This is a genomic window from Lacrimispora brassicae, assembly GCF_054772055.1.
In genome coordinates this window covers 123,437-149,197 of the sequence record NZ_BRYH01000057.1, presented here as the reverse complement: position 1 = coordinate 149,197, position 25,761 = coordinate 123,437, and the positions used below count along the sequence as shown (strand labels likewise).

The following is a 25,761-nucleotide window of genomic DNA, read 5'->3' as shown; positions in this document are numbered from 1 at the left end:
TTAACGAATAGTTGATGCAGGAAGTACGGAAATCATTATTTTCTCATTAATTCAATATAATTACTTAATGAACTTCGTATTTATTACTTATATCTTGATTTGTATTTTATAATCTAATCTCATGCAATTGCCACCTATGACCAACACCTCCGCTCCTTACATACTAAGTTAAGCAAAGATTCTTTTACACCTTTGTCAAAGAACTAACCCATACAATACTCAGTCCGGAAAAGAAAATATAAATCTTTCAGAAAGTATTTACCCAGTCAAATAAAAAAGAAATGAGGCCGAATTATGAGTGCTCCTCTCTCCTATCATCAGCAAAAGGACATTGAAAACGTAAAACATCTGCGCCAGCTAGTAAAAGAGCTTCCTCGCTTCTGCGGAGACTTTTTCAGGGGGATTGAGCCCCGTACCTCTTCCCGGACCAGAATCGCTTACGCTTACGATCTAAGGGTGTTTTTTGACTTTCTGGCTAAGGAAAATCCTGTTATCAGCAAACTACATATGCAGGATATCACACTGGACCATCTGGACGCCCTTCGTGTCGTAGATATAGAAGAATATATGGAATATTTAAAATACCGTTTTAATGATAAAAATCAGGAAGTAACCAACAAAGAGCGGGGCATCATGCGGAAAATCTCCTCTTTGAAAAGCTTCTATAATTATTATTACCGAAATGAGCGGCTTCAAACAAATCCCGCTTCTCTGGTGCAGCTTCCTAAGCTTCATGAAAAGGATATTATCCGGCTGGATATTGATGAGGTTGCTCTTCTGCTTGATGAAGTAGAAAGCGGGGAAGCTTTAACTGAGAAGCAAAAGGCCTATCATGCGAAAACCAAGGTCCGTGATCTGGCCCTTCTGACTCTCATGCTGGGAACAGGAATCCGTGTATCAGAATGTGTTGGACTGGATATAGATGATATTGACTTAAAAAACGGAGGAATCCGAATTCACAGAAAGGGAGGAAAGGAAGTTACGGTATACTTTGGTTCTGAAGTGGAGGATGCTCTTCTTGATTACCTGGAAGAACGCAGCTTAGTTATTCCTGAGGACGGCCACGAAAAAGCACTCTTCCTTTCCCTTCAAAAGAAACGAATTGCAGTCCGCAGCGTCGAAAATCTGGTAAAGAAGTACTCTAAGCTGGTGGCTCCATTAAAAAAAATTACCCCTCATAAACTGCGAAGTACTTATGGAACAAACCTGTATAAAGAAACCGGGGACATCTATCTGGTTGCAGACGTTTTAGGGCACTCCGATGTCAACACCACGAAAAAACACTATGCAGCCTTGGAGGATGAGCGCCGCCGCAGCGCCAGAAATAAGGTGAAATTGCGGGAAAGCTAAACTAAATATCTATTTAATGATAATCATAAGTAAAAAAAATTTTTAAGGGGTTTTGTTCAAAAATGGTTTTTTAACCGTTATAAGTAAAAAACTAAAAATGGTTGTTTTGTTCAAAAACCAAATCTTACCCCTGCTCAACACCCTTTTGAATCTCCTCTGCAATCTGTTTTACATCACTAAGGATTAAAGTAGATTTTGGTTATTTACCATGTCTACTTTAAGAGGATCATATCAGTCTAACTTATTGGAGGTCAGTTCAGCATCCATCTCAATTGCCGATTTTCTTTTTAACTATCTTTTTAATGATGACGAAGTCATCTTATCCCCATGATATAAAACTTTCCAGGCTTCAGGAGCCTTATTGGCATATTTTTAATATCATTTAAGGTTAAATATAACAGTTAATAACCATTATGAAAGAGTATGCATGTACTCCTCCCCATGATCCCAATTAACTACAAACGAGGTCCCCTTTTGGCAGAATACGGAACAGGAAGGGTTATTGGTATCTTCATTGGGATTATATTGATAATGATTAAGAACTTCATCTTCATTATGACATGTATCATAGTGAGAAAATACCATAGAAATACTTCCCCTGCCTCCGGTCATTATCATCAGTTCTTCTCCATAGTTCATGAAGGAAGCAACGGGACCAAGACCCTTTATTACCGTTCTCCCACTTCCCTCTGTGACCGGAGCTTCGAACCTGCCGTAATATTTTGTGATGTCATTTAATACCCTTCCGGTTAAGGAATCCGGAACTGATATGGTCAAACGGTAATAAGGCTCCAGAATAAGGTTCCTGGCTTTCATTAGACCCTGGCGTACTGCCCGGTATACTGCCTCCCGAAAATCACCGCCCTGAGTATGCTTAATATGAGAAATTCCATCAACCAGGACGATCTTAACATCCGTCAGTTCAGACCCGGTTAAAACTCCTTTATGAATGGTCTCAAAAACGTGGGTACGTATCAGGTTTTGATAATTGATCCCAAGCCTGTCCACATGACATTGACTCTCAAACGAAATCCCTTTCCCTCTCTCTCCAGGCTCAATCCTCAGTGCAACTTCCGCATAATGGCGGAGCGGCTCAAAATGCCCATATCCGGTAACCGGATCCGCCACGGTTTCCATATATAGGATCTCAGGCTGTCCAAAGGTTACCCGTATCTGAAATCTCTCTAAAACAACCTGTTCTAAAACCTCAAGTTGAATTTTCCCCATAATATTCACTTTTAACTGCCGCAAAGACTCTTCCCATACCACACTTAACACAGGCTCTTCCTCTTCCAGAATGTAAAACACCTGTAAAATCGTCCGGTCAGGGATTTCCGACGGGTATAAGACTCTTGCCTGAAGGGCAGGTTGCAGAGCCGGAACCACCATATCATGACATTCTCCAAGTCCCTGGCCTGCTCTGGTGGTCCGCAGTCCGGTAACGGCAACCACATCCCCTGCAGCAGCTTCCTGAAGGGAGGTAAAACGTTCCCCTTGAAAAAGCCTTATCTGATGAATCTTCTCATCGGCTAACAGGGAATCCCGGACATGGAGAAATCCGCTTAATATCTTCAAATACGTCATCCGTTCGCCATGCCCATCATAACGGATCTTAAATACCCTCCCGCTAAAAGGAGCTGAGACCGGATAGGAAGCTTCTGTTAAGCTGTAAAAAGCATTGAGAAACTGCTCAATCCCCTCTCCCCTTAAAGCACAGCCTCCAAAGCATGGGAATAAGCTCCGGTTCTTAATTTGAGAAACCACAGCAGGCCTTAAGTCTTCAAAAGTAATGGTTCCATCTAACCATTTATCCAGTAACCCCTCATCCCATTCAGATACATTCTCAATGAAGTCATCTGCAAGGATTCCTTCTTTCCCATTCTCAAGGCTGATACCTTGAAAATCCAGGATATTACCGGAAAAGCGTCCGCGAACCTCACATAAGACCCGTTCATAAGATGCCGAAGCCACATCAAGCTTATTGATAAATAGAAAGACCGGGATATGATAACGTTCCAGAAGATTCCATATAGCCTCCGTATGACCCTGAATGCCGTCACTCCCATTAATGATCAGGACTGCATAGTCCATCACCTCCAAAGCCCGTTCCATCTCGGCCGAAAAATCTGTGTGACCAGGTGTATCTATCAGATAATACGTATCATCGCCATGGGGAAAACCAGCCATATCAGAAAATATGGTGATTCCTCTTGCCCTTTCAATGTTTTCATGATCCATACATGCGTTTTTTGCATCTACACGGCCCAGGGTCCTGATTACCCCTTCTTTATATAATACCTGCTCCGAAAAAGTGGTTTTTCCAGCATCTACATGGGCCATAATTCCAAAAGTTATCTTCATAATTATATCGAATCCTTTGACTGTAAGAATAATTCAGAGATTAATAATGCTCCTTATATAGACGGCGCTTCTATTATTCTAAGATATATTCCCAATAAAATCAATGAATTTTAAAATGACGGGCGGTCAGTTATCCCGTCTATCTTTCTCTCGTTGCAGAATCAGATGCAAAGTACATGACAGTCAGATACTGCCCGCTGTGAATGGTATCTTCCTTTAATCCGTTCATATTCTTTAGTTCCTTCACATATTGGGCAGTGGTCATCCCGCTGTTTTCTAAGTAGATTCCGGCAATGCTCCATAAGCTGTCTCCTTTTTGTATCTCAATGCTGGTATAATATTTTTCAATCGCCGGGGCTTCCGTCTCTCCGGCAAGAGCATTCATTATGGAATGGCCGAAAAAGTGGGATCCCAGCAAAACAACCAGTGACAGTGCAATTAATTGCTTTATCATATGCATACCTCCTTAAAAACAATCCACATCAGAACGTCTGTTCTTTTCTCTGTCCCTATCATATCATTGCGAACGTATGTTTGTCAATTGGTTTTGGATTTTTTCGAACAAAGGTTTGCATTTTCATCGAACATATGTTACTATAGTCTTAATGAATAAGGATTGAGGAGGCCGTACCATGGCGCTAGAAAGAATTACCCCAAAGCAACAGGAAATTTTACAATATATAAAGGAAACGATTTTAAAGAAGGGTTATCCGCCGGCAGTCAGGGAAATCTGCGAAGCTGTCTGTTTAAAGTCAACATCATCCGTCCACTCCCACCTGGAGACTCTTGAGGAAAAGGGATACATAAGAAGAGATCCTACCAAGCCCAGGACCATTGAGATCATAGATGACTGCTTTCAACTGACACGCCGGGAGGTTGTGAATGTTCCGCTCCTGGGAACCGTAGCAGCCGGACAGCCTCTGTATGCAGAAGAAAACATTGAGAACTATTATCCCATACCAGCCGACCTTCTTCCAAACACTGAGACCTTTATGTTAAAAGTTAAGGGAAACAGCATGGTCAACGCAGGCATTCTCGAGGGAGATCAGATTATTGTTGAACACTGTCCAACAGCCCATAATGGAGAAATTGTCGTGGCATTGGTTGAAGATTCCGCAACTGTGAAACGGTTTTTTAAAGAAAAAGGTCATTACCGTCTCCAGCCAGAAAATGATTCCATGGACCCAATCATCGTGGATAATGTGGAAATCCTGGGTAAGGTAATCGGTTTGTTCCGCTTGGGAATCCGTTGAGAATTTTAAAAATGAACCATAACTCTCGCCAAGATTTACATAAATATATTATGTAAACCTTGGCGAGAGTTAATATGGAGTAAAGCGCCTGCAAAATGGATTTTCGTACAAAAGCCAGGTTGCTTCAGCACCATACCGCATCCATTGCCGCATTTATGCGTAAGCCTATCCATAACAGGCCGCGTTATGATTCATAAGGCGTAATTTCCCACAAAAAAACGGCTCACAGATTCTGTTAAGCCGTTTTACCCTATTAAATTCAGTTTTTATAATAAATTATGATAAAGCTTCTAATTCCTCAGCGTTAATTGTCTTTCCATCTCTCCAGATTCTTTCCAAATCATAGAACAAACGATTATCACGGTCAAATACATGGACAATGATATCGCCATAATCCATAAGGATCCAGTTGGCTGACTGATAGCCTTCTACCTGTTTGCAGACAAATCCCTTTTTTCCAAGTTCTCCCTCTACATTATCAACCATAGCCTGGACCTGATTTGTATTGGTACCGCTGGCAATAATAAAATAATCTGCCATTACAGATACTTTGTTGATATCAATGATTCTGATATCTTCCCCTTTCTTATCCGATAAAGCCGCATAAGCGGTTTTTACCATCTCAACTGACTGATTCATCCTTGTTCTCCCTTCTTATCTTTGTGAACCTGCTTATAATAAGCATATGCCTGTTTTGACATAGAGTCCACAAAATTGCCCTTTCCTTCCAGATATTCCAAGGTTTCCTTAAGTATCTGGTAAACACTTTCATCTAAGTCTACAAATGCCACCGACCGCACAAGCGCAAGATTTGCCGCCCTGTCACGCCTTGGTTCAATATAATCCGCTGTAAATACGATTTTTTCCAGTGTTGACATCTCCGGCCTTCCGGTAGTATGCCAGCGGATGGCATTGATGATTTCTCCGTCATTTATACCATATTTATGCTCTGTCAGCCATGCCCCGTATTTCGCATGAAGCACCACCGGAGCCTTAAGTTCATCATCTGTTAAGGGAAGGTTCTGTTTCCTGCATTTTCTGATGATCTCATCATCTCCATAAGGCTTGGCGCAGTCATGAAGCAAGCCGGCCAGCTCCGCTTTATTTAAGTCACAGCCATAACGCATCGCCAATGCGGTGCAAATAAATGATACGCTGACCGTATGTTCAAATCTGGAGGGGGTTAGTCTCCCCTTTAAGTTATTTCTTAACTCTAAGATTAGATTTTTCATGGTTCCAACTCCTGATATAAACCGTGGGCGCTGATATACGCTGCAACCTCCTCCGGCACATAGTCTGTTATGGACTGGCCCATGGCAACCATACGGCGCAGCTCTGCAGAAGAGATATCCATTTCCCCGCAGTGCAGCGTACGGATATCTGCTCCATATTTTGAGGCCAGATAAGCGATCTGCCGGTCCATAGAACGGTCCGCCTCCTCATATTCCCGCTGGGCAGTCAATATGACTGCCTGGGCAAGAACCTGGTCCGGCTCATACCAGCTCTCAATTTCATATAAAGAATCTGCTCCGATGATGAAATAAAAGGAATGCTCCGGATATGCTTCGTGTAATAATCTTAATGTCTGTGCCGTATACGTATATCCGGTCCGTTTTACCTCAAAATCCGAACAGACAAAACCTTCATGAGCTTTCATGGCTAGTTTTGTCATGGCAAGACGCATGGACGGATCTGTCACCTTTCGGCTCTTTTTATGAGGCGGATGCCCGGAAGGCATATACCAGACTTCCTTTAAGCTGTATTCCTTATATGCCTGTTCACCAAGCATCAAATGTCCATTGTGGACCGGGTCAAACGTACCGCCCATAATGCCAACTTTACCCATAGTCAACCACTCCCTGACTCAAAAATGAAGCAGGATTATTTAGGAAGCACGATCTTCCTCTTGTTTTCCTCTTTTGCCTGCTTATAAAGGACGATTTTTCTTCCGATCACCTGAACGATCTCAGAACGGGTCCTCTCAGATAACACTCCTGCAATGCCGTTGACCTCTTCCAGACAATTCTTGAGCACAGTAATCTTTACTAATTCTCTGGCTTCCAGCGCCTCTGCTACCGCATTGGTAATTTCCGGTGTCAGGCTGGATTTTCCAATCTGGAAGATAGGGTCTATATTCATTGCCAATCCCTTTAAATAGGATCTCTGCTTACTTGTCATATTATTCTCCTCGTACTATTTGTAATAGTCAAATTCCAGACCATACATGCGGACCGTATTTCCTTCTTCAATTCCCGCCTGTTCCAGTTCTTCTAAAATACCATTATCCTTTAAGAATTTCTGGAAAAAGCTGAAGCCTTTTTCCGATTCCAGATTCGTATAGCCTAACATTTTTTCAATGCGAGGGCCTTCTACCACATAAACTCCATCCTCAGTCACTTCAACAGAATATGGAAGCAGTACATTGGCCAGGCTCTTTACATCAAATTCTTTTTCAAATGTGATGGGACTTAAATTTACGGTCTGAAGCAGCTCATAAATGGCATATAACAACTCCTTTACGCCCTTACCGCTTACTGCAGATATTGGATAAACCTTAACACCCTGAGGTTCAAATTCCGCTTTAAGCCCTTCAACCGGATCCGTACCATCATCATAAATCGCATCGGTCTTATTGGCTGCTATGATCTGAGGACGTTTTAACAGCTCCGGATTATAAGCTCCCAGCTCCTTATTGATTGCATGGATATCCGCAATTGGGTCTCTTCCCTCCGTAGATGCCGCATCTACTACGTGAACCAGAACTCTTGTCCGTTCAATATGGCGGAGAAAATCATGTCCCAATCCAACACCCTCGGAAGCGCCTTCAATAAGCCCTGGAATATCAGCCATAACAAAGCCTTTTCCACCATCCATATCCACAACACCCAAATGAGGGTTTAAGGTGGTAAAATGGTAATTGGCTATCTTTGGCTTTGCATTGCTGACCCTGGAAAGAAGCGTGGACTTCCCTACGTTGGGGAAACCGACCAGCCCTACATCGGCAATGACTTTTAATTCAAGCTGTACCCAAAGTTCCTGGGAAGTTTGTCCAGGCTGGGCATATTTGGGGGCCTGCATGGTAGGAGTGGCATAATGCATATTTCCCTGGCCGCCCTTACCGCCTTTTAAAATAACCTCCCGGCGATTCTCACCGGACATATCAGCAATGACTTTTCCTGATTCAAAATCCTTGATCACTGTGCCTTCCGGAACCTTGATCACCAGATTCCCGCCATCTTTTCCATGACAGCGGCGTTTACTGCCCGCTTCTCCATCCTGTGCGGTATATTTGTGGATATGCCGGAAATCCGTTAATGTGTTAAGGCCTTCATCCACTTCAAATATAATGTCACCGCCGCGGCCGCCGTCACCACCGTCAGGACCGCCGCACGGAACATAAAGTTCTCTCCGGAAGCTGACATGTCCATCGCCGCCTTTTCCGGATCTTATAAATATTTTTGCTCTATCGGCAAACATTCATTCACCTGTTCCCTTTCTTTTTTCCTGCCCATGCTTTCTGGGCAGAACCTTCCCTGCTTTATCAGATATAAAGGTATACCCTCAGGGAGTTACTTTTTGTTTAAAATTAGGGTTTAACCCCTTTCTTTAAAGGGTTAAGCCCCTTTCTTAAAGGGTTCAACCCTAAATTGAGCATGAGCAGCGAATTTTAAATACAGGAAGCCGGCTAGTTCCTGTATCGTAAAAAACGGCTCCATACGTTTAAGGTATGAAGCCGGTCCCATTATTCGTTAATTGCTTTTGGATAAACAGAAACCTGCTTTTTGTCTCTGCCTTTTCTCTCGAATCTTACAACGCCATTCACTAAAGCGAATAATGTATCATCACCGCCGCGGCCTACGTTGATGCCTGGGTGAATGTGAGTTCCACGCTGTCTATAAAGAATATTGCCAGCTAATACGAACTGTCCATCAGCTCTCTTAGCACCTAATCTCTTAGACTCGGAATCTCTGCCGTTCTTGGTAGAACCAACACCCTTTTTATGAGCGAAAAATTGAAGGTTCATTCTTAACATTACTTACACCTCCTTAAATCGGATTTTAATATATGGTTCTCCATATTCCTCTTCAATATCCTGTAATCCGAATACCAAAGAATTCATTAGGAGTTGTGATCCTGAACTTATATCTGAAGTGAAACGGAAGCAAAAAGCACCTGTCTTTTCCTCCTGATCAACTTCAAAGGAATCTTCTGTAAACTGTTCTACACTGTTGGCCATGTTAAATGTAAGCGCCGATACCGCAGCACAGACAATTTCTTGTCCTTCCTGGTGATCATCCGCCAAACCGGCATGTCCCAACATCTGAATCCCTGTATAATGGTGTTCTGAATCAACCAATACGGTTACTCTTATCATGATTAAGCATTGATCTTTTCGATCTTTACCTGAGTATAAGACTGTCTGTGTCCATTTTTCTTATGGTATCCGGATTTTCTCTTATACTTGTAAACAATAACCTTTTTAGCTTTGCCTTCCTTCACAACTGTACCTGTTACGGTAGCACCTGCTACGGTCGGGCTGCCAACGGCTAATTCACCATTGTTTACAACAAGTACCTGGTCAAATGTGACAGCTTCGCCAGCGTCAACACTAAGCTTTTCCACTTTAATGATATCGCCTTCCGCTACTTTGTACTGCTTACCACCTGTTGCAATAATCGCGTACATATGGCACCTCCTATTATCATTACTCGCCAACTGTGGTGTTCCAAAAAAGACGGAAACTTTTAAACCTCATTGTGCGGCATACTGTACTAATATATCACCTATAGAAGATTCTGTCAATATTTTTCATTTAAAAATAATCGTTTTTTTCCGCCTGCAGTCAGGCTTTTGCTTGTATTTCTTTCTGATGCTTAGTATAATAGAAATTGCAGGATAAAACAAGGGGGATACAATTGAATACGGCTGGGCATAAATAATCACATATTTAACGGCTGCTGTTCTTGACATGGGACCAGTAAAACGGCTGTTTTTCCTGACCGGGCTGCTGTCCCGCCGGTGTCATGACTCCGATGTTTCTGCGAGCTGTCATTATGATTATTATTAATATACGAACACTTATGAACCTTAGAAATTTTTATATACAGGTGAAAGGAGATCTGACTATGAGAATCTTTTTTAACAGAGAGTGGAGTATGGCCGAAAAACGATTATTAATCCTGTCGTCATTTCTGTTGGGCTGCGTCCTTGGCTTTTTATTCGCACCGATAAAGAAAGGTATTTACTGCGGCAACCATAACGGAAATACCCGCCTTCCGGAAAGAAACACAGAGGAAGCTTCGTAGCATTTCCATTCTCCCATGACACAAAAGGCCAGGAGCTTCATAACTCCGTGGCCTTTTGTTTTATTAACTGTTTTTCCATGTGGAAGGTGCAAAGATCAGCAGCATCGGGAATACTTCCAAACGCCCCGCCAGCATGTCAAACATCATAACATATTTGGATAAAGGAGAAAAGTGGGAAAAGTTCTGGGCTGGACCGGCCCCTGCAAGTCCTGGCCCAATGTTGTTAAAGGTGGCTGCAACGGCTGTGAAATTCGTGGTAAAATCAAAATTGTCCAGGCTGACAATCAGAACAGAAGCCGTAAAAATTATAATATAAGCGCCTAAAAACGTATTGATGGACCGGAGCACATTATGCTCAATGGGCTTTCCCTCCAGCTTTAAAACCTTTACACTTCTGGGATGAATCATAGATCCCAGCTCTTTTTTTACAGCCTTAATCAGGATGACCACCCTTGATACCTTAAAGCCTCCGCCGGTACTTCCTGCACATGCACCGATAAACATGAGGGCAACCAGAATCCCCTTTGAAAATTCCGGCCACAAATCAAAATCCACGGTGGAATATCCTGTTGTAGTGATGATAGAGGCCACCTGGAATGCTGCATGGTGAAAAGCAGAAAACAGGCTTCCAAAGCCGCCCTGGATATTTATGGCAATAAGTAAAACAGACGCTGCAATGATTCCAAGATAAGCCCTGGCTTCTTCACTTCGCAGTGCTTCCTTTGGGTGACGGGTCAAAAACAGGTGATACACATTAAAGTTTATGCCGAATAAAATCATGAATACGGTAACAACCCCCTGCAGATAATAGCTTTCATAAAAAGCCATGCTGTTGTTCTTGATCCCGAATCCGCCTGTACCGGCTGTTCCAAAACTGATTGCCAGGGAATCAAAAAGGGGCATCCCTCCAATTACCAGGAGAATGATTTCCAGTGCCGTCATAAACAAATAGATTTTATAAAGGATCTTGGCGGTGGTCCGCACCTTTGGCACCAGCTTTCCTACGGAAGGACCCGGGCTTTCCGCCTTCATAATGTACATATTATAACCGCCGGCAAGAGGCAGGATGGATAAGATAAATACCAGGACTCCCATACCGCCGATCCAGTGGGTAAAGCTCCGCCACATGATCATACATTTGGAAAGAGATTCCACATCCGGCAAAATACTTGCTCCTGTCGTAGTAAAACCGGAAATGACCTCAAACATGGCATCTTCAAATTTGGGAATCTCCCCGCTGAGATAAAAGGGCAATGCCCCAAAAAAGCTTAAGACGATCCAACTCAGCGCAACAGAAACAAAGCCTTCCTTTGCATAGAAAACCATGTTTTCCGGCTTTTTACGGATAAAAATGAGCCCGGTGCCTCCACAAGCTGCCATGACCACCAGAAACCAAAAACCGCTTGTCTCCCTGTAAATCAATGCAGCAATACACGGCAGCAGCATAAAAACTGCTTCAATATTTAAAATCCAGCCCATCAAATAGATGATAACTTTTTTATTCATAGCCTTTGCGCCTTCTCCTACCTTAGTATGTCCTTTAAGTCATTGAGTCCGGTCACCGTGGTGACTACGATCACCCGGTCTCCCTCCTCCATGGTATCCTTTCCACGGGGGCTGATAAAACGTCCCCTTCGGATGATACAGGCCACAAGCAGATTATTTTTAAACTCAAGCTTTTCCAATGGAATCCCTATAATGGAGGGCTCTTTTGCCACACGGAATTCCAGGGCTTCCGCCCGGTCCGCCACGATTTTATACAGCGTTTCCACATTGCTTCCCATGGAATTCTGCATGGCGCGGACATATTGGAGAATGGTTTCGGCCGTAATGAGCTTGGGATAGATCACACTGCCTAAATTCATGGAATTAATGACATTTTCAAAGGCGATCCGGTTTACCTTTGTAATGAGTTTTGCCTTTGACTGGCTGGCCGCATAAAGAGAGAGCATGATGTTCTCCTCATCAAAGCCGGTAAGAGAAGCAAAGGCATCAATCTGCCCGATTCCCTCCTGAAGCAGCAGTTCCTGATCGGAGGCATCTCCGTGAATGACCATAGCTCTGGGAAGCAGCTCGCTCAGCTCATTGCACCGTTCCACGTTCTGCTCCAGGATCTTTACGGTGATCTTTGAGTTTTCCAGTAACTTTGCCACGTAGTATGTAATCTTTCCGCCGCCTACCATCATGGCTGTTTTAACCGTATTATTATCAATCCCTACCTGCTTAAAGAACTTGTTGGCTTCTGAAGGGGAGGCAATAAAGGAGATCTTATCTCCTGCCATCATGGCGGATTCTCCGCTTGGAATGATAACGTCACTGCCATGCTCAATGGCGCAGATCAGCACGTTGCAGTGAAGCCTGGTCAGCACTTCCCGCACCTTCATGTTATGAAGAATGGAATGATCAGGCACAAGGAACTTTAAAATCTCGATCTTGCCCTTGGCAAAGGTATCGATTTTGATTGCAGACGGAAACTGAAGCAACCTGGCTATTTCCATGGCAGCAGCCATCTCCGGGTTAATGGCCATGGAAAGGCCAAGCTCTTCCCTGATATATCTGATTTCCGAATCATATTCCGGGTTGCGGATCCTGGCGATGGTATGGCAGTTTCCGGCTTTCTTTGCAATCAGACAGCAAAGCATGTTCAGCTCGTCGGAATTGGTTGTGGCAATCAAAAGATCGGTTTCCTGAATTCCTGCCTCCATCTGCACCTTATAAACTGCCCCGTTGCCCACCACACCCATGACATCGATTCTCTCCGTAATGGAATTAATAACATTGGCGTTTTTATCAATGAGCATGATGTCATGGTGTTCATTGTTCAACTGTTCCGCCAGGGTTGTTCCTACCTTACCACAACCCACTATAATGATCTTCATAATGAAACGTTCTCCTTCATCTGCAATGCCTGTTCATAAAGCGGTTTTCGTATTTTCTTTCTGGTCACTTCCACCAGATTTAATTTTGTCATTTCAACAACGGTCGTCTTGACAGGATCCTTGGACACAATCTCTTCCATACGTTCCATAAGGACGCACCGGTCCTCCTCCGCCTCCATATCAATAAAATCAATGATAATGATGCCGGATAAATTCCTCAGCCGAAGCTGGTGCCCGATTTCCTCCGCAGCCTCTAAGTTGACCTTTTTAATGGTTTCCCGGAGTTCTTTTTTTCCGGAATATTTTCCTGTATTTACGTCAATGACCACCAGGGCTTCCGTAGGTTCAATGACCAGGTAACCTCCTGATTTCAGCCAGACTCTTTTTCCCAAAGCCTCATCCATGGTCTTTTCTATCCGGTAAAGCTTTCCAAGGGGAAGAAGTTTGTCCTCATACCGTGTAAGAAGCCCAAGGTCTTCCGGCTGGTATTGGGCCAGATATTCTCTTATGGCATCGTAAATATCCGGTTCATCGGTGATCACCGCCTCCAGGGAAGCCTTAAGGCTGTCCCTTAAACCGGTCAGGTAGGAAGGTGCCGAGCTGTAAAGAAGGCTGTAACAGGTTCTGTGTTTTGCATTGTCCAGCATTTTCTTAAAGGACTCCTTTAACTGGGCCAGTTCCGATTCCAGCTCCTGGTTTGAGACCTTATAAGCATTGGTACGGACGATAATTCCAAAGGATTCTTCCTTCCTTGATTCCAGATACTGCTTCATCTCCTGCTTCCATGGCTGATCAGTGATCTTGGTGGAAAAGCCGATTTGTTTCTTACCGGAGGTCAGCACAAAATAGCGGCCTGTAAAATTTAAGTTTCCTGTAAGAACCGGAGCCTTTGTCTTCACCGCATCCCGCTCCACCTGAACGATGATTTCATCACCCTGGCGCAGCTTTCCCTCATAGGGCCGCTGGTCCGCAAAGTGGATACAGGCATCTGACAGGCTTAAGTATCCCATCTGCCCTTCCCCTATATCTACAAAAGCAGCGTTGATATTTTTAACAATGTGATTGACTTTTCCAATATAAATATTGCCTAAAACCGGCCGGGTTTCCTCAGGCTCAATGTCCACCTGAACCATCTCTCTTCCTGACTGCAAAAGGGTGATGACCGAGCCGTTCCATCTTGTTATGATTAACTTATTCAAGGGATTCACCTATAAGGCCCAAAGGCACAAAACTTTTATTTTCCTCATCACCTGTATTTCCATAAACCTCTTCCCTCTGAATATGGAAGGCAAATTCCGGACAAATCTGTCCCAGCCACTGATAATAAGCCTCCATCACCAGCTCAGGCTTTAAGTTATCTGCGCTTCCTGCAGATAACTTCATGAAAATCGTCTCTCCATGAACAGAAAGCTCATAGATAAAAGCCTTTAAGTCCACTTCTCTTTCGCTTTTTTTCGACTTTTTCATGATGAGGATATGATCCTGTGCCACAAATTCCGAAAGGCCGTTTAAAAATGACTCCAGATTCTTTGGCTGCTTTCCTTCCCGGAAGGTCAGGGTATAGTCTGCGGCAGCAACCAGAGACATGGCGTTTTTCGCCCGTTCCTCAAGGATATGGCATTCCGTAATCTGGATTCCATCTGCCATCGCCTCATTTAACCGGCTTATTATAGTTTTGCAGTCAACCATGGAATTCACTTCAATGTCCATGTATTCCCCGTTGCTGGTAAGCCCCACTCCTAAGGGAGATGCAAATGACATGATCTGATGGGGGCTGAAACCTTCGCTGTATTTGATATCAATGTCAGCCCTTCTCATGGCCTTTTGGAAATAACGCATTACATCCAGATGTCCTACGAATTTAACCGGGCCTTGCTTGGAAAATTTAATTCTAAGCTTCATAGCAGACACCTCCCTTGAAATCTATAGCCCCGCACCCGGAACATCTCTCCCTGCAGTTGGGGGTGATTTTCTCATTGACGGCATTCTGCCATTCTCTCTTTAAAAATTCTTTTGACACGCCTGCATTGATAAAGTCCCAGGGGAACACTTCCTCTAAGTCCCTTTCCCTGATTGTATAGAAATCCCCATCCAGGCCGCAGGTCTCAAACGCTTTCATCCAGATATCATTTTTAAAATGTTCGGACCAGGAATCATAAATGGCGCCGTTTTTATAGACTTCTTCAATCAGAGCGGAGATTTTTCTGTCCCCACGGGCCAAAACGCCTTCCAGAACCGTCAAATCAGCTTCATGATAATTGTATTTTAGGCTCTTCCGATTCAGCATCTCCCTAAATTTGTCTTTAACAATATAAGCTCTCTCCAAAAATTCCTCTTTTGTACACATCCTCGCCCACTGGAACGGGGTAAATGGTTTTGGAACAAAGAAGGAAGAGCTTGCTACTACCTGGACCTTTCCGTTTCTCTGGTCCTTTGGAATCTCATAATAGACTTCCGCCACCTTTTCCGACAGCTCTGCGATCCCTTCCATGTCCTCTACGGTTTCCGTGGGAAGTCCCAGCATAAAGTAAAGCTTTACCCGGTTCCAGCCGCCCTGGAAGGCTTCTCCCGCTCCTTTTAAGATGATCTCTTCTGTCAGGCCTTTGTTAATTACATCACGAAGTCTTTGGGACCCCGCCTCAGGTGCAAAGGTCAGGCTGCTTTTTCTGATATCCTGGACCTTGTTCATGACATCAAGGGAAAAAGCGTCAATACGAAGGGAAGGCAGGGAAATATTGACTCCCTTGTCCTTAAATTCATCAATGAGGAAATTCACGAGACCCTCTAAATGAGTGTAATCACTGGAGCTTAAGGAGCTTAGGGAAATTTCCTCATGGCCGGTACTCTTTAACAGCTTACAGGCGTAATCCTTTAAATATTCCAGACTGTGTTCCCGTAAAGGGCGGTAAACATTTCCTGCCTGGCAGAAACGGCAGCCCCTGATGCAGCCTCTCATGACTTCCAGAACCACCCGGTCCTGAGTCACTTTGATAAAAGGAACCACTGGATTTTCAATGTAGTAAGCCTCATCCATGGTGACTACCAACTGCTTTGTCACTTTTTCCTTGGCATGGGGATTGTTGGGCTTCATGCTCTCAATGGTGCCATCTTCCTTATAGGACACATCATAAAAAGCCGGCACATAGATGCCGTCGATCTCTGCCGCCTGCTCCAAAAATTCCCGGCGGCTTCCACCCTTCTTCTTATTTTCCTTGTAACGGTCCATAAGTTCAAAATAAACGGTTTCCCCTTCTCCAATGTAGAACATGTCAAAGAATTCCGCCAAAGGCTCAGGATTGTAGGCACAGGGCCCACCGCCAATGATAATGGGATCTTCCTGGGTCCGGTCCGCCCAGTGAAGGGGGATCTGGCCCAAATCAAGGATCTGGAGGATATTTGTATAGCACATTTCATATTGAAGGGTGATTCCGATAAAATCAAACTCCTTAATAGGGTCCTGGGACTCCAAAGCAAAAAGAGGAATGCGCTGCTCCCTCATGATCCGGTCCAAGTCCGTCCAGGGAGAAAAAATGCGCTCACAGTATATATCTTCTCTTCGGTTAAACATATCGTATAAAATCTGCATTCCCAGGTGAGACATTCCGATTTCATAGACATCCGGGAAACACATCCCAAAACGTATATCCACATTTTGGAGGGCTTTTACCACTGCATTTACTTCGTTGCCGATATACCTGGCAGGTTTCTCAACACTTAACAATATTTCATCACTTAATGCTAATTTTCTCATATTTAATTCCTTTTTATTAGTTTAAAATTGTGCCGCTATGAAGAGCTGTAGTATTATGCGGCCAAGTTCCATTTTCATAAAAACACTTTTGTTATTCATTTGAATTCTTCCTTATAAAGGAGTATCCGAAACATAAACAAAGTAAGTATAGCATACTTCTTGTGGATACTCCACATCCAATTTACAATCAATGGCCACTTAATACATTCCTCAAATGAGGACTTATGTATTCGATATAATCTACCAGTTTTAATAACTGGAAAAGGGACCTTGAAATACATGAATGATATGTTCTGATAGACTTCGATTTCCTTTCAGGTCCCTTGACTCCGTTTTTTCCATTTTGCTCAAAAAACGGAGCTGCTGCTCCGGTAGAGATTTTTTCTACTTTGGCAATAGCTCCGCTTCTGATAATTATTCAATTAAAGTGGAATCAGCTTGTTTCATTTATTTTAGTTAAGGACATATTCAGATCTATGTTGTAATCATCGTAAAGCTTTCCTGTGACTGTTCCATCTGAAGATATGGCAAAATCAGATATTGTATCATTTCCATAATATGACTCCAGTACTAAGGTACCATCTTGTTTAATCTCATTTAAGGCTACTTCATATAACTTAATCACATTGCCTGCTTTCATCAGCTCCAAAGTAAAATTCATATCAATAAAATGTATTCTGATCTCGTCAATATCTTTAGGATAATTCCCCTTAGATACGTAGCTGCCGCTTTTAATTGTATTGGCTTCCTTTAGCTGCAGGTCAAATTCAATTTGTTTTTCTTTGCTCTCAGGAATGAAACTGCCACATAATTTCCCATCATTGGCAAGACGTCCTGTAAAAACCCCTTCATAATCATGGGTAAAGGTAATGGTTCCTTCTGCGTTAATTCCTGCATAGTTACCGCCAATATTTGCAATTAATTCACCTGATTTATAAAAATCTATATCAATAACAGCATTGTAGGCTTTTACCAGTATATAATCTGCATCCAAAGAGTTAGTACCTGTACCTTCGTAAATACCTGCGGGAAAACGTTCTTTTGCTTCCGTAAATGTCAGGTTGGAAAAATCAAGCTGATATCCCTCTGCTTTAAACGCTGTTCCCAGAATATCTCCATTATTATCCAATATTCCCCCATCATTTGCACTGTATACTGTAGTTTTTTCCTGATCCATTACAATAAATCTATAAACGTTATCTCTCTCAAGAAAATATTGAAATTTAAGTGTCCCATCCTTGGATTCGCAAGAAAAAAAGCTCCAGCTTGAATGGGGGTTAATAATATAGTAGCCATTTGCTATCTCAACTGTAGTTTCATCATTAAATATAGGACCGTTTGATATTATTTTACCAGTGACTCCATATTCTCTCTTCATTTCTGATGCATCAGCCGTGAATGGCATTGTTCCTAAACAAATGCTGATTGCCGTTAATGCAGCGGATAGAGTCAGTAAAAAACCTTTCTTTTTACCCATTAGATCAATACTCTCCTTTTAATTAATTTTACATATTTATTGATGCTATATTTGTACTTTTAATAGAAGTGACACCCTCTTTGCAGCATCCTGGCTTCTTTTTTCATATAGCTTTTTCCGGGTAGAAAACGGCAGCTTGTAAACCACTGTAGTTCTCTTTCTGCATTCAATTCACAACTATCTGAATGCCTTAGCAATAGGATAGGCTGCCATTGGGCGGGTGAATATTATATTGACTTTAACGCTGATATTATCCAAGTAAACCCATATCTATCTTTCACGCTCCCACTAATTCCACTATCATCCGGCGGCGGATTTGTTGTCAATTCACCTAAGACAACTCCGCCAGCCGATAAGGCAGAAAAAACTTTTTGTGCTAATGTTTCATTCTGTAAATGTGCATGAATTGAAACTGTACCACCACTTTCAATGGGCCATAAGGCATCTGCACCGCTAATACTGCCATTTTCAGTCAACATTAGCTGGGCGTGCATTACTTTTCTTTTCTGTTGGCTGCTCATTGGCGTATTGGGATTTTCGGGTATATCACCATATTTCGACATATGTTGAATTTTTCCTCCAAAAATCTCTGCGTACCATAAAAAAGCTTCTTCACAATTTCCACTAAAACTTAAATAAGGCATTATCATAATAATATTCCTTTCTTACTTCTTATTCATCGCTTTTATTATAACTTTTCAGTTTAAAGGGGTCATTGTAAAAAAGCGACATCTTACGGATGTATTCTGTTGGGGTCAATCCATATACATCCTTGAAGTCGTGTACAAAATGTGATGGGTCATAATGGCCTGTTATTTCCGATAGCTGTGACAGGGTTATGGGGCGGCTCAACAAGTCAACGGCATATTTCATTCGCACAATACGGGAAAATGTTTTTATTTATCCTCCGCGCCTAAAATGCTGAACCTCATAATTTACCTATAATAGCATATTTTACCTATTTCCGGTTGCTGTTGTACTGAATGACGTTTTTTATGGGGTCAATTGTATGGATTGGCGCAAAATTGGACCTTACGCCTTCCAAAGCACGGTATCTATTCCTCCTTGTCTTAAATTACCGTGATTTTGCAGTTATTCTTCTAACACAGCTATGAAATATTCCTAATGGGGCACACCAAAAGAGGCAACGGAAAAATCCGCTGCCTCAGAGTGTTAACAAATAAGACTTTATATAGGTTTTTCAATGGAAGTTTTTGATAATTCTCCTCTTAAATTCATTGGGAGACTGATTATCATAATGACTCATACTCTTTCTGTTTTCCAGAACACAGCATCATTTTCGCCAGTTTCTTTTATCACTTTATCATAGCGGTATGCAGAGATAAGTATACCTGTCAAGAGTATGTTAGTAATGTGATTTACCTTGCCTTCGGATAAATAAGGCAAAACGCAAAAGTAGCCGAATTGGTATCCAAAATTGCCCATTATATATAAAACCACCTGCAGTGAAATACATAACGCTGCGGATAAAGCCGTCAGTTGCCCCATGGGATTACGGATTTTTAATGCAATGGAAATAAGCCAAAGGCAAATTCCAGACAGGAGTAAAATTAAAAATATTCCTGGGAGCCAGCCATACGATAAAATAAGATATGTAATCATATAATTATTATGGTAATGCTGGGGCAGAATGTCTTTCAGTCCGGAAAGCTCAGTCGGATCCCTTCTCCATTCGCGATTATCAACCTTTATGATTCCATCATAATACCAGCTATAGTCAAAGTAAGAAATCATCTCGTGCTCCGATAACTCTACTTCGCCGATTAGATTGGCTCTGCTCAGTAAATCTTTTATCAAAAGGCTGTTATATGCATCAGAAAGATGATCATTCGCTACAGTATCAGGATAAAAACACTGTTTAAAATAATGCTCCAGAGACCCCCTTTTATAATACCCCCAGACCGATAAGACTGCTATACAAAGCAACGCTACCGCAATCATGTTCCCTTTCCTGTTCTCTGAAAAAAAACGTTTATATGCCATAAACAAAAACATAAAAAAGGAAGCAATTAAAAATATCACTTCATAAGTGAAACCTACGAACCCTCCGGAACGATAGGCACCAAAGAAAGCAATTACCGCGTATATGGCAATTGGAATTAGAAAAGAATGACACCACTTACTTCTGATTTTATATGAAAATATCATTAGTATTGGCACTGAAAGCATCAATATCGGCAGTTCAAGCATATACACGTTCCACCAAAACAGCCACAAACTGACCGGAGTAAAACCAACCATGTTTGACAAGTTTAATAAAAATACAAATACACTATAAACCACAAAACCTTTCAGGAGACCGCGGCTGTGTTTAATCAGCCATGGATATCCCAGATAAATGACAGCAAACAACAGCGGGATCCCCATCATAATATGTATATTTTCTTTAATCAGATATAAAAATTGGATAGCCGCAGAGTCTTCCCCATACCAATAAGATTGGATGTGATAAGTAATCTGGTAAATGCCACCCATCACCACCAGTGCCAGAATTCCAAAAAGTAAAAACCTGGGATTCTCCACCCGGTGAATCTGATTTAGTCGGACCCCAATTTCAGATGGATCGCCCAAATCCTGTAATGCTGCTCTGGCAGCTTTCTGCTGATCCATTCCCTGATCCATATACTCTTCCTGCCGTTCCTCCATATGTTGATACAATTCATTACAAAGTTCTGGTACGATTGGTTTATACTGAATCTGGTCTTGTACATCCTGCATGAACTGCCTTACATCATCATCATTCTTATAATCCGGCATAAAGAATCTCACCTCCAAGTATTTGACTCACCACGCTGCTATACTTCTTCCACTCAAGTTCCTTTTTCTTTAACAACCGATGCCCATTGTCTGTCAAAATATAGTACTTTCTCAGTCTACCATTTGGACCTTCTTTTTCAGTGCTAATAATCGCCCCCTGCTGTTCCAGACTATGCAATATGGGATACAGAGTACCTTCCTTCAGTACAAATATATCCTGGCTCTGCTTTTCTAATTCTTTTATTATCTGGTAACCATACATCTCTCCTGCTTCCAAAAGCTTCAAGATCAGTAGCGATGTTCCAAATGCCATCATTTTCTTATCCATTGTTTCACCTCTTATCTCTTGACATACCTAGATTTTCTATGCATATTATACATAGGAAATCTAGGTATGTCAAGAGATGTCTGTTTATCCTTCCTGGCACTTCGTTATGTCTATTTAGGAATTCTTTTTCATGACTTTACTGCAATTTCCGTAAATGGAGGAAGACAAGGCAACCGCTATCACAGTAGCTATCCTTGATCAACCAGTTGTCTAAGTTGCGCAGGAAATGGTTCTCCAAAATTGACCGTCAGAAACAGGGAATGGAAAAACCCATGGAACACAGGAAAAAACAGTGATCCATGGGCATTTTATGGTAAAAACAATTTCCTTATGGTATTATAATATTTGTAGGCTGATTTGTAACCGTTATGTAAGGAGGGATGTTGGAATGGCTGTTTTAAGTATTATTAATCTTATTCTTTTGCTTCTGTATCTGTTGGCCGCAGGAGTAGGTATATACGTTTTGTATCTGGTCATCAAAGCATTAAAGATATACATTAAAAAGAATTCTTAATCTTCTTGTACGCCAAAACATTTTTTGTGAAAGAAAGTGCCAAAAGTGAGGCTTAAGCCTTAAAGGAAGCCGGCATTCTATAAGGCCGGAATAAGTCAGAGGAATTCCGGATCCGCTGTTTATAAAGGCAGAAGCAATTCCGCTTTTTGGCCTTTCTTTTCTATGTCAACTGTTTTCCAGGATACCAGAAGCAGCACACATACCATCCAGATCGCCTTTTCTCCAAACCAGACGGACATCCCGCCTCCCGTAAGGGCTCCGGCGAAAAAGGCCGACAGGATCCCGGTGTAATGGTATGCTCTTTTCCGGCACGTCCCGTCTTTTCTCACAAAGCCTTCATAATACATTTCCGCACAGGAACGCATATTCCCTGTACAAAAGACCGGCGCATAGGCGGAATCCCCACCGAAGTTCCGGAAGGTACAAAATTGTACTGCTGCGGCAAATGATACCGCCGTATTGGCAAACAGGTGAGGTACCGTGTGAGGGATAAATCCGACCAAAAACAGTACGGCTATTTCCACAAATAAAATACCAGATATCCAACTGGTATGCTCCCCCTTATAAATTTCATAATAAAAATGTCTTGCGAGGAAAATACCGGCAAAGAACGCTGCAATAGGCACACATGCCTGACCCATGCCCCTGTAATCCTTGGAAAGGAACCGGATCGCGGCCAGAACGAAATTTCCGGTCTGGCCGGTGGCAAATACATTGCCTCTGTCAACGTATGAATAGGCATCCATAAATCCGCCCGTTGCCGCCAGAAGCATGTGAAATCCGATGTGGTCAGTTAGCTTTGTTTTTGATCTGTTTTCCATATAGTAATATCTCCTTACTGTTTCAGGCCATGACTTTTATCATTATAATATAATCCTGCAGTAAGTACAAGTCTCCAATGGGATTGGTAAATACAGATTCCATTTACCGAAAACCTAAAAGAATTACGTTCTGCCGCTGTTCCCTTTAGTGGTAATCCACAAGAGTATTAGGATCAGCGGTATGAACATCTGCTTGCTTTAATGAAATAAAATCTAAACAATAATCCCCTCCGGTTATTTTGCAAATCACATTTCACTAGCAGTCAGTTGAATTTAAAGCCGCCGTCATTCTGTCAAGACATTCCAATACCCTGCTACTTGGCATAGCAATATTGATACGCTCAAAACCATTGCCCTCTTCACCAAAAATATAACCTTCATCAAATGCAATTTTGGCTTTTTTTTGCATATTATACTCAAGCTTTTTCGGATCGCTTTCATAAGCATTTAAGTCAATCCAAATCAAGTAGGTTGCCTCCGGTACAAACATTTTGGCCTTTGGCAAATGCTTTTCCAGATAGTTCTTTGTCAGTTCAATATTACCGTCCAGATAGTCCCGAAGCTGATCCAGCCATTCCTGTCCTTCGTTATATGCCGCAATGGTTGCAGCTATTCCAAAAGGATTTGCCATATTCAAAGAATATTCCCCCTCAACCAGAGCCGTCCATTTCCGCTGCCAGTCTTTATTGGAAATAATGATATTGGATATCTGCATCCCCGCCATATTAAAGGTTTTGGAAGGTGCCGTACAGACCACAATCTGATCCGCATAATCGGGAGCCACTTTTAAAAGCGGCGTATGAGTGATTCCTTTTCGTGTTAGATCCATATGAATTTCATCGGAGATAATCCACTTATTATATTTTTTTGCAATATCTACCAGTTGACGCAACTCGGCATCAGACCAGACCCGTCCAACCGGATTGTGTGGACTGCAAAAAATCATGCCTTTTATTTCAGGATCAGAAAATTTCTCCTCAAGATCAACAAAATCCATTTTGTAGCCGTTTGCCTCATACAAAAGTGAGCTGTTGCAGACCCGACGCCTGCTGCCTGTAATCTTATTGGTAAACGGGTAGTAAACAGGGCGCTGAATAATCACTCCGTCTCCCTCTTCTGTCAATATATGCAAAAGAAAGGCAAGTGCAGGTACCACACCGGGGCTGAAGAAAATATCTTCTTGCGGGATCTCCCAGTCATAATTGCGGCGAAACCAACCGGTGACAGCATCAGATAACTCATCATTGCTGTACATGGTGTAACCAAAAATCTTCTTGTCAATCCGGGCATGCAATGCGTCTAAAATAGGCTTGGCACAGGCAAAGTCCATATCGGCAACCCAAACCGAAAGAGAATCCTCCGCAGAGCCCTCCGGCATTGCGTCCAGTTTAGCTGCAAAGGTGCCGCTGCGATCAATCATTTCATCAAAATTATATTTCATAAATTTCATCATCCTTACTATACTTATTAAGTCATTTATTTTCGTCAAATTCTGCTTTCTATCTTAATAATTAAAATGCAATCCAGGCAGATTCGGTCAGAATAAACATAATTACAAAAGAAAGTAACATGAAAGCGATAACTTTTGGTATTACCCACTTAAACCATTTAGGGAAGGGAACACCTGCCATAACACAGGAACCAACCGTCCAGCCCAGGAAAGGCGAAATCATATTCGTAAAGCCGTCTCCGTACTGGAATGCCTGCACCGCTAGATTGGGATCCATACGCAAAGTTTCTGCAATTGGTTTTAAAATAGGAACCAATATTGCTGCCTTTGATGTTGCAGAAGGAATCAACAAATTGACTACAGAGATAATTGCGGTCATTGCAATAGAAGATATGGAGCGGCTTAAGCCCATCAGTGGGCGTGTGAGCCCATAAACGAGTGTATGTATCACATACCCTTCGGTCAATACCAGGGACATAACACGAGCCAGACCAATGACAAAACCAACAAATACCAGACCTTGCAGCCCTTTTACAATCTCATCACCAACCTTGTCAAAAGAAAATCTGCCTACAAAACCACAGATCATAGCAACCAATAAAGCTAATGCTGTCATCAGGTGCATCAGATATGCAGTATTTCCGCCCATAAGAGGATATGCTACAATAACACCATATTGAGCCAGGAATATAATCATAATCAATATGGAACGCATGGACAGATTTGTTCCAGCCACCAGCTTCTGCTCATCTTCCGCAGTAACCACCACACTGTCAGGGTTCCAGCCTTCACTCCACATCAAAGATTTTGTCGGATCCTTACGAATACGTTTTACATAATGAAGCAGGAAAAACAGTCCCAGAGCCATAAAAACATTCATGCTGATAAACATAGTGAAAAAAGCTCCGTAGACAGGTACATCCATCATCATTTGCGTTACAAACTGCTTTGTAGGACCAGTACCAAAACCAAGCAAGGTCGCATAGCTGGTAACACCAATAGCACAGATAGGGTCAAGTTTCAGTTTTTTACAGAAAATAACACCGATAGGTACTACCGCAATCAATGCATCGGTTCCGCCAAATGCCCCCAGATAAACCATCAGGATAAACAAAATGGAAATCAGGATGTTTTCATTGGAATCTTTGAGCTTATAAATAGCCCAATTGAGGAGCTCATCGATTGCTCCAGTTGCCATGACAACTGCTGTCATTGCACCGGATATCAATACTGTCCAGATAACCATACCGGATTCATTCAATCCATTCAGAACCAGTTGCAGCATACGCCAGGGTGAAACCGGGCTCTGGCTGCCCTTGTAAATAAATTGCTCTCCCATAATCTTTCCATTGCCATCCACCGCAAACTCACCGGCTGGTACAATATAGGTCAGTAAGCAAGCAAACAGAAGCAGAGCCATCATAATCCAAAACAGGTGTGGCATCTGAAATTCCTTCTTTTCTTTACCAGTATTTATACTCATACACGTTCTC

27 protein-coding genes are annotated in these 25,761 nt (G+C 42.3%); 4 read left to right on the top strand and 23 right to left on the bottom strand.

Translation table 11 applies throughout. The features are described from left to right. Window positions 1-294 precede the first annotated feature (294 nt). Entirely contained in the window at window positions 295-1,350 is a 1,056-nt protein-coding gene (locus ACYVD3_RS25795; RefSeq protein WP_460645364.1) for a tyrosine-type recombinase/integrase, read from the top strand. 411 nt (window positions 1,351-1,761) lie between these two features. On the opposite strand, the gene ACYVD3_RS25790 is transcribed toward ACYVD3_RS25795, so the two are convergent. Together ACYVD3_RS25790 and ACYVD3_RS25785 are read right to left on the bottom strand one after the other, a co-directional pair. Further along, on the bottom strand, window positions 1,762-3,711 hold the full coding sequence (locus ACYVD3_RS25790; RefSeq protein WP_460645363.1) for a GTP-binding protein: 1,950 nt from the start codon (window positions 3,709-3,711) through the stop codon (window positions 1,762-1,764). A 139-nt stretch (window positions 3,712-3,850) separates the two neighbouring features. Continuing rightward, window positions 3,851-4,165, bottom strand: a complete 315-nt coding sequence (locus ACYVD3_RS25785) for a LysM peptidoglycan-binding domain-containing protein (protein ID WP_460645362.1) — start codon at window positions 4,163-4,165, stop codon at window positions 3,851-3,853. 178 nt (window positions 4,166-4,343) lie between these two features. Here ACYVD3_RS25785 and lexA point away from each other — a divergent pair, with 178 nt between their 5' ends. Then, complete coding sequence (gene lexA, locus ACYVD3_RS25780) at window positions 4,344-4,964, top strand: transcriptional repressor LexA (protein WP_460645361.1); 621 nt, start codon at window positions 4,344-4,346, stop codon at window positions 4,962-4,964. Window positions 4,965-5,240: 276 nt separating this feature from the next. Here lexA and rsfS read toward each other — a convergent pair whose 3' ends face one another. From rsfS to rplU, 8 genes are all read right to left on the bottom strand, one after another. After that, window positions 5,241-5,603, bottom strand: a complete 363-nt coding sequence (gene rsfS / locus ACYVD3_RS25775) for a ribosome silencing factor (RefSeq protein ID WP_460645360.1) — start codon at window positions 5,601-5,603, stop codon at window positions 5,241-5,243. Further along, window positions 5,600-6,196 (bottom strand): bis(5'-nucleosyl)-tetraphosphatase (symmetrical) YqeK, encoded by a 597-nt coding sequence (gene yqeK, locus ACYVD3_RS25770; RefSeq protein ID WP_460645359.1) that lies wholly within the window; start codon window positions 6,194-6,196, stop codon window positions 5,600-5,602. The genes rsfS and yqeK overlap by 4 nt, the downstream gene beginning before the upstream one ends. Continuing rightward, the gene (nadD, locus tag ACYVD3_RS25765; protein WP_460645358.1) at window positions 6,193-6,810 is read right to left on the bottom strand and encodes a nicotinate-nucleotide adenylyltransferase; all 618 of its coding nucleotides are present in this window, start codon (window positions 6,808-6,810) and stop codon (window positions 6,193-6,195) included. The genes yqeK and nadD overlap by 4 nt, the downstream gene beginning before the upstream one ends. Before the next feature lie 35 nt (window positions 6,811-6,845). Continuing rightward, window positions 6,846-7,142, bottom strand: coding sequence for a ribosome assembly RNA-binding protein YhbY (gene yhbY / locus ACYVD3_RS25760; RefSeq protein ID WP_460645357.1), 297 nt, complete (start codon window positions 7,140-7,142; stop codon window positions 6,846-6,848). Between the two features lie 15 nt (window positions 7,143-7,157). Next, entirely contained in the window at window positions 7,158-8,441 is a 1,284-nt protein-coding gene (obgE, locus tag ACYVD3_RS25755; RefSeq protein WP_460645356.1) for a GTPase ObgE, read from the bottom strand. A 265-nt stretch (window positions 8,442-8,706) separates the two neighbouring features. Then, on the bottom strand, window positions 8,707-8,997 hold the full coding sequence (rpmA, locus tag ACYVD3_RS25750) for a 50S ribosomal protein L27 (protein ID WP_460645355.1): 291 nt from the start codon (window positions 8,995-8,997) through the stop codon (window positions 8,707-8,709). A gap of 3 nt (window positions 8,998-9,000) precedes the next feature. Beyond that, a complete protein-coding gene (locus tag ACYVD3_RS25745) occupies window positions 9,001-9,339 on the bottom strand; it encodes a ribosomal-processing cysteine protease Prp (RefSeq protein ID WP_460645354.1) in 339 nt (112 codons plus the stop codon). A 2-nt stretch (window positions 9,340-9,341) separates the two neighbouring features. Then, window positions 9,342-9,650: a 50S ribosomal protein L21 gene (gene rplU / locus ACYVD3_RS25740; RefSeq protein ID WP_460645353.1), complete on the bottom strand. Its 309-nt coding sequence runs from the start codon at window positions 9,648-9,650 to the stop codon at window positions 9,342-9,344. Window positions 9,651-10,090: 440 nt separating this feature from the next. Between rplU and ACYVD3_RS25735 the strand changes: the two genes are divergently transcribed. After that, entirely contained in the window at window positions 10,091-10,270 is a 180-nt protein-coding gene (locus ACYVD3_RS25735; RefSeq protein WP_460645352.1) for a hypothetical protein, read from the top strand. 63 nt (window positions 10,271-10,333) lie between these two features. Here the strand turns inward: ACYVD3_RS25735 and ACYVD3_RS25730 are convergent, their stop codons facing one another. The 10 genes from ACYVD3_RS25730 to ACYVD3_RS25685 all read right to left on the bottom strand — a co-directional run bounded on the left by ACYVD3_RS25730 (window position 10,334) and on the right by ACYVD3_RS25685 (window position 21,483). Further along, window positions 10,334-11,776 carry a TrkH family potassium uptake protein gene (locus ACYVD3_RS25730; RefSeq protein ID WP_460645351.1) on the bottom strand — a complete coding sequence of 481 codons (1,443 nt, stop codon included), beginning with the start codon at window positions 11,774-11,776 and terminating at the stop codon, window positions 10,334-10,336. A gap of 17 nt (window positions 11,777-11,793) precedes the next feature. Further along, on the bottom strand, window positions 11,794-13,149 hold the full coding sequence (gene trkA, locus ACYVD3_RS25725; protein ID WP_460645350.1) for a Trk system potassium transporter TrkA: 1,356 nt from the start codon (window positions 13,147-13,149) through the stop codon (window positions 11,794-11,796). Further along, a complete protein-coding gene (locus ACYVD3_RS25720; RefSeq protein WP_460645349.1) occupies window positions 13,146-14,348 on the bottom strand; it encodes a ribonuclease E/G in 1,203 nt (400 codons plus the stop codon). Before ACYVD3_RS25720 ends, trkA begins: the two co-directional genes overlap by 4 nt. Next, a complete protein-coding gene (locus ACYVD3_RS25715) occupies window positions 14,341-15,051 on the bottom strand; it encodes a TIGR03936 family radical SAM-associated protein (protein WP_460645348.1) in 711 nt (236 codons plus the stop codon). The genes ACYVD3_RS25720 and ACYVD3_RS25715 overlap by 8 nt, the downstream gene beginning before the upstream one ends. Further along, window positions 15,041-16,900, bottom strand: a complete 1,860-nt coding sequence (locus ACYVD3_RS25710; RefSeq protein WP_460645347.1) for a TIGR03960 family B12-binding radical SAM protein — start codon at window positions 16,898-16,900, stop codon at window positions 15,041-15,043. Before ACYVD3_RS25710 ends, ACYVD3_RS25715 begins: the two co-directional genes overlap by 11 nt. 433 nt (window positions 16,901-17,333) lie before the next feature. Continuing rightward, window positions 17,334-18,377, bottom strand: a complete 1,044-nt coding sequence (locus ACYVD3_RS25705) for a hypothetical protein (protein ID WP_460645346.1) — start codon at window positions 18,375-18,377, stop codon at window positions 17,334-17,336. Between the two features lie 227 nt (window positions 18,378-18,604). After that, window positions 18,605-19,027, bottom strand: a complete 423-nt coding sequence (locus ACYVD3_RS25700; protein ID WP_460645345.1) for a VOC family protein — start codon at window positions 19,025-19,027, stop codon at window positions 18,605-18,607. A 22-nt stretch (window positions 19,028-19,049) separates the two neighbouring features. Continuing rightward, window positions 19,050-19,259: a helix-turn-helix domain-containing protein gene (locus tag ACYVD3_RS25695; RefSeq protein ID WP_460645371.1), complete on the bottom strand. Its 210-nt coding sequence runs from the start codon at window positions 19,257-19,259 to the stop codon at window positions 19,050-19,052. Between the two features lie 381 nt (window positions 19,260-19,640). Continuing rightward, on the bottom strand, window positions 19,641-21,155 hold the full coding sequence (locus ACYVD3_RS25690; RefSeq protein WP_460645344.1) for a permease prefix domain 1-containing protein: 1,515 nt from the start codon (window positions 21,153-21,155) through the stop codon (window positions 19,641-19,643). Further along, window positions 21,142-21,483, bottom strand: coding sequence for a PadR family transcriptional regulator (locus ACYVD3_RS25685; RefSeq protein ID WP_460645343.1), 342 nt, complete (start codon window positions 21,481-21,483; stop codon window positions 21,142-21,144). The genes ACYVD3_RS25690 and ACYVD3_RS25685 overlap by 14 nt, the downstream gene beginning before the upstream one ends. A gap of 388 nt (window positions 21,484-21,871) precedes the next feature. Here ACYVD3_RS25685 and ACYVD3_RS25680 point away from each other — a divergent pair, with 388 nt between their 5' ends. Continuing rightward, window positions 21,872-21,997 carry a hypothetical protein gene (locus ACYVD3_RS25680; protein ID WP_460645342.1) on the top strand — a complete coding sequence of 42 codons (126 nt, stop codon included), beginning with the start codon at window positions 21,872-21,874 and terminating at the stop codon, window positions 21,995-21,997. A 119-nt stretch (window positions 21,998-22,116) separates the two neighbouring features. Here the strand turns inward: ACYVD3_RS25680 and ACYVD3_RS25675 are convergent, their stop codons facing one another. The 3 genes from ACYVD3_RS25675 to ACYVD3_RS25665 form a co-directional block, all read right to left on the bottom strand. Then, entirely contained in the window at window positions 22,117-22,818 is a 702-nt protein-coding gene (locus ACYVD3_RS25675; protein ID WP_460645341.1) for a YoaK family protein, read from the bottom strand. Between the two features lie 256 nt (window positions 22,819-23,074). After that, the gene (locus tag ACYVD3_RS25670) at window positions 23,075-24,259 is read right to left on the bottom strand and encodes a MalY/PatB family protein (RefSeq protein WP_460645340.1); all 1,185 of its coding nucleotides are present in this window, start codon (window positions 24,257-24,259) and stop codon (window positions 23,075-23,077) included. Between the two features lie 70 nt (window positions 24,260-24,329). Beyond that, the gene (locus ACYVD3_RS25665) at window positions 24,330-25,751 is read right to left on the bottom strand and encodes a YfcC family protein (protein ID WP_460645339.1); all 1,422 of its coding nucleotides are present in this window, start codon (window positions 25,749-25,751) and stop codon (window positions 24,330-24,332) included. Between the last annotated feature and the right edge of the window lie 10 nt (window positions 25,752-25,761).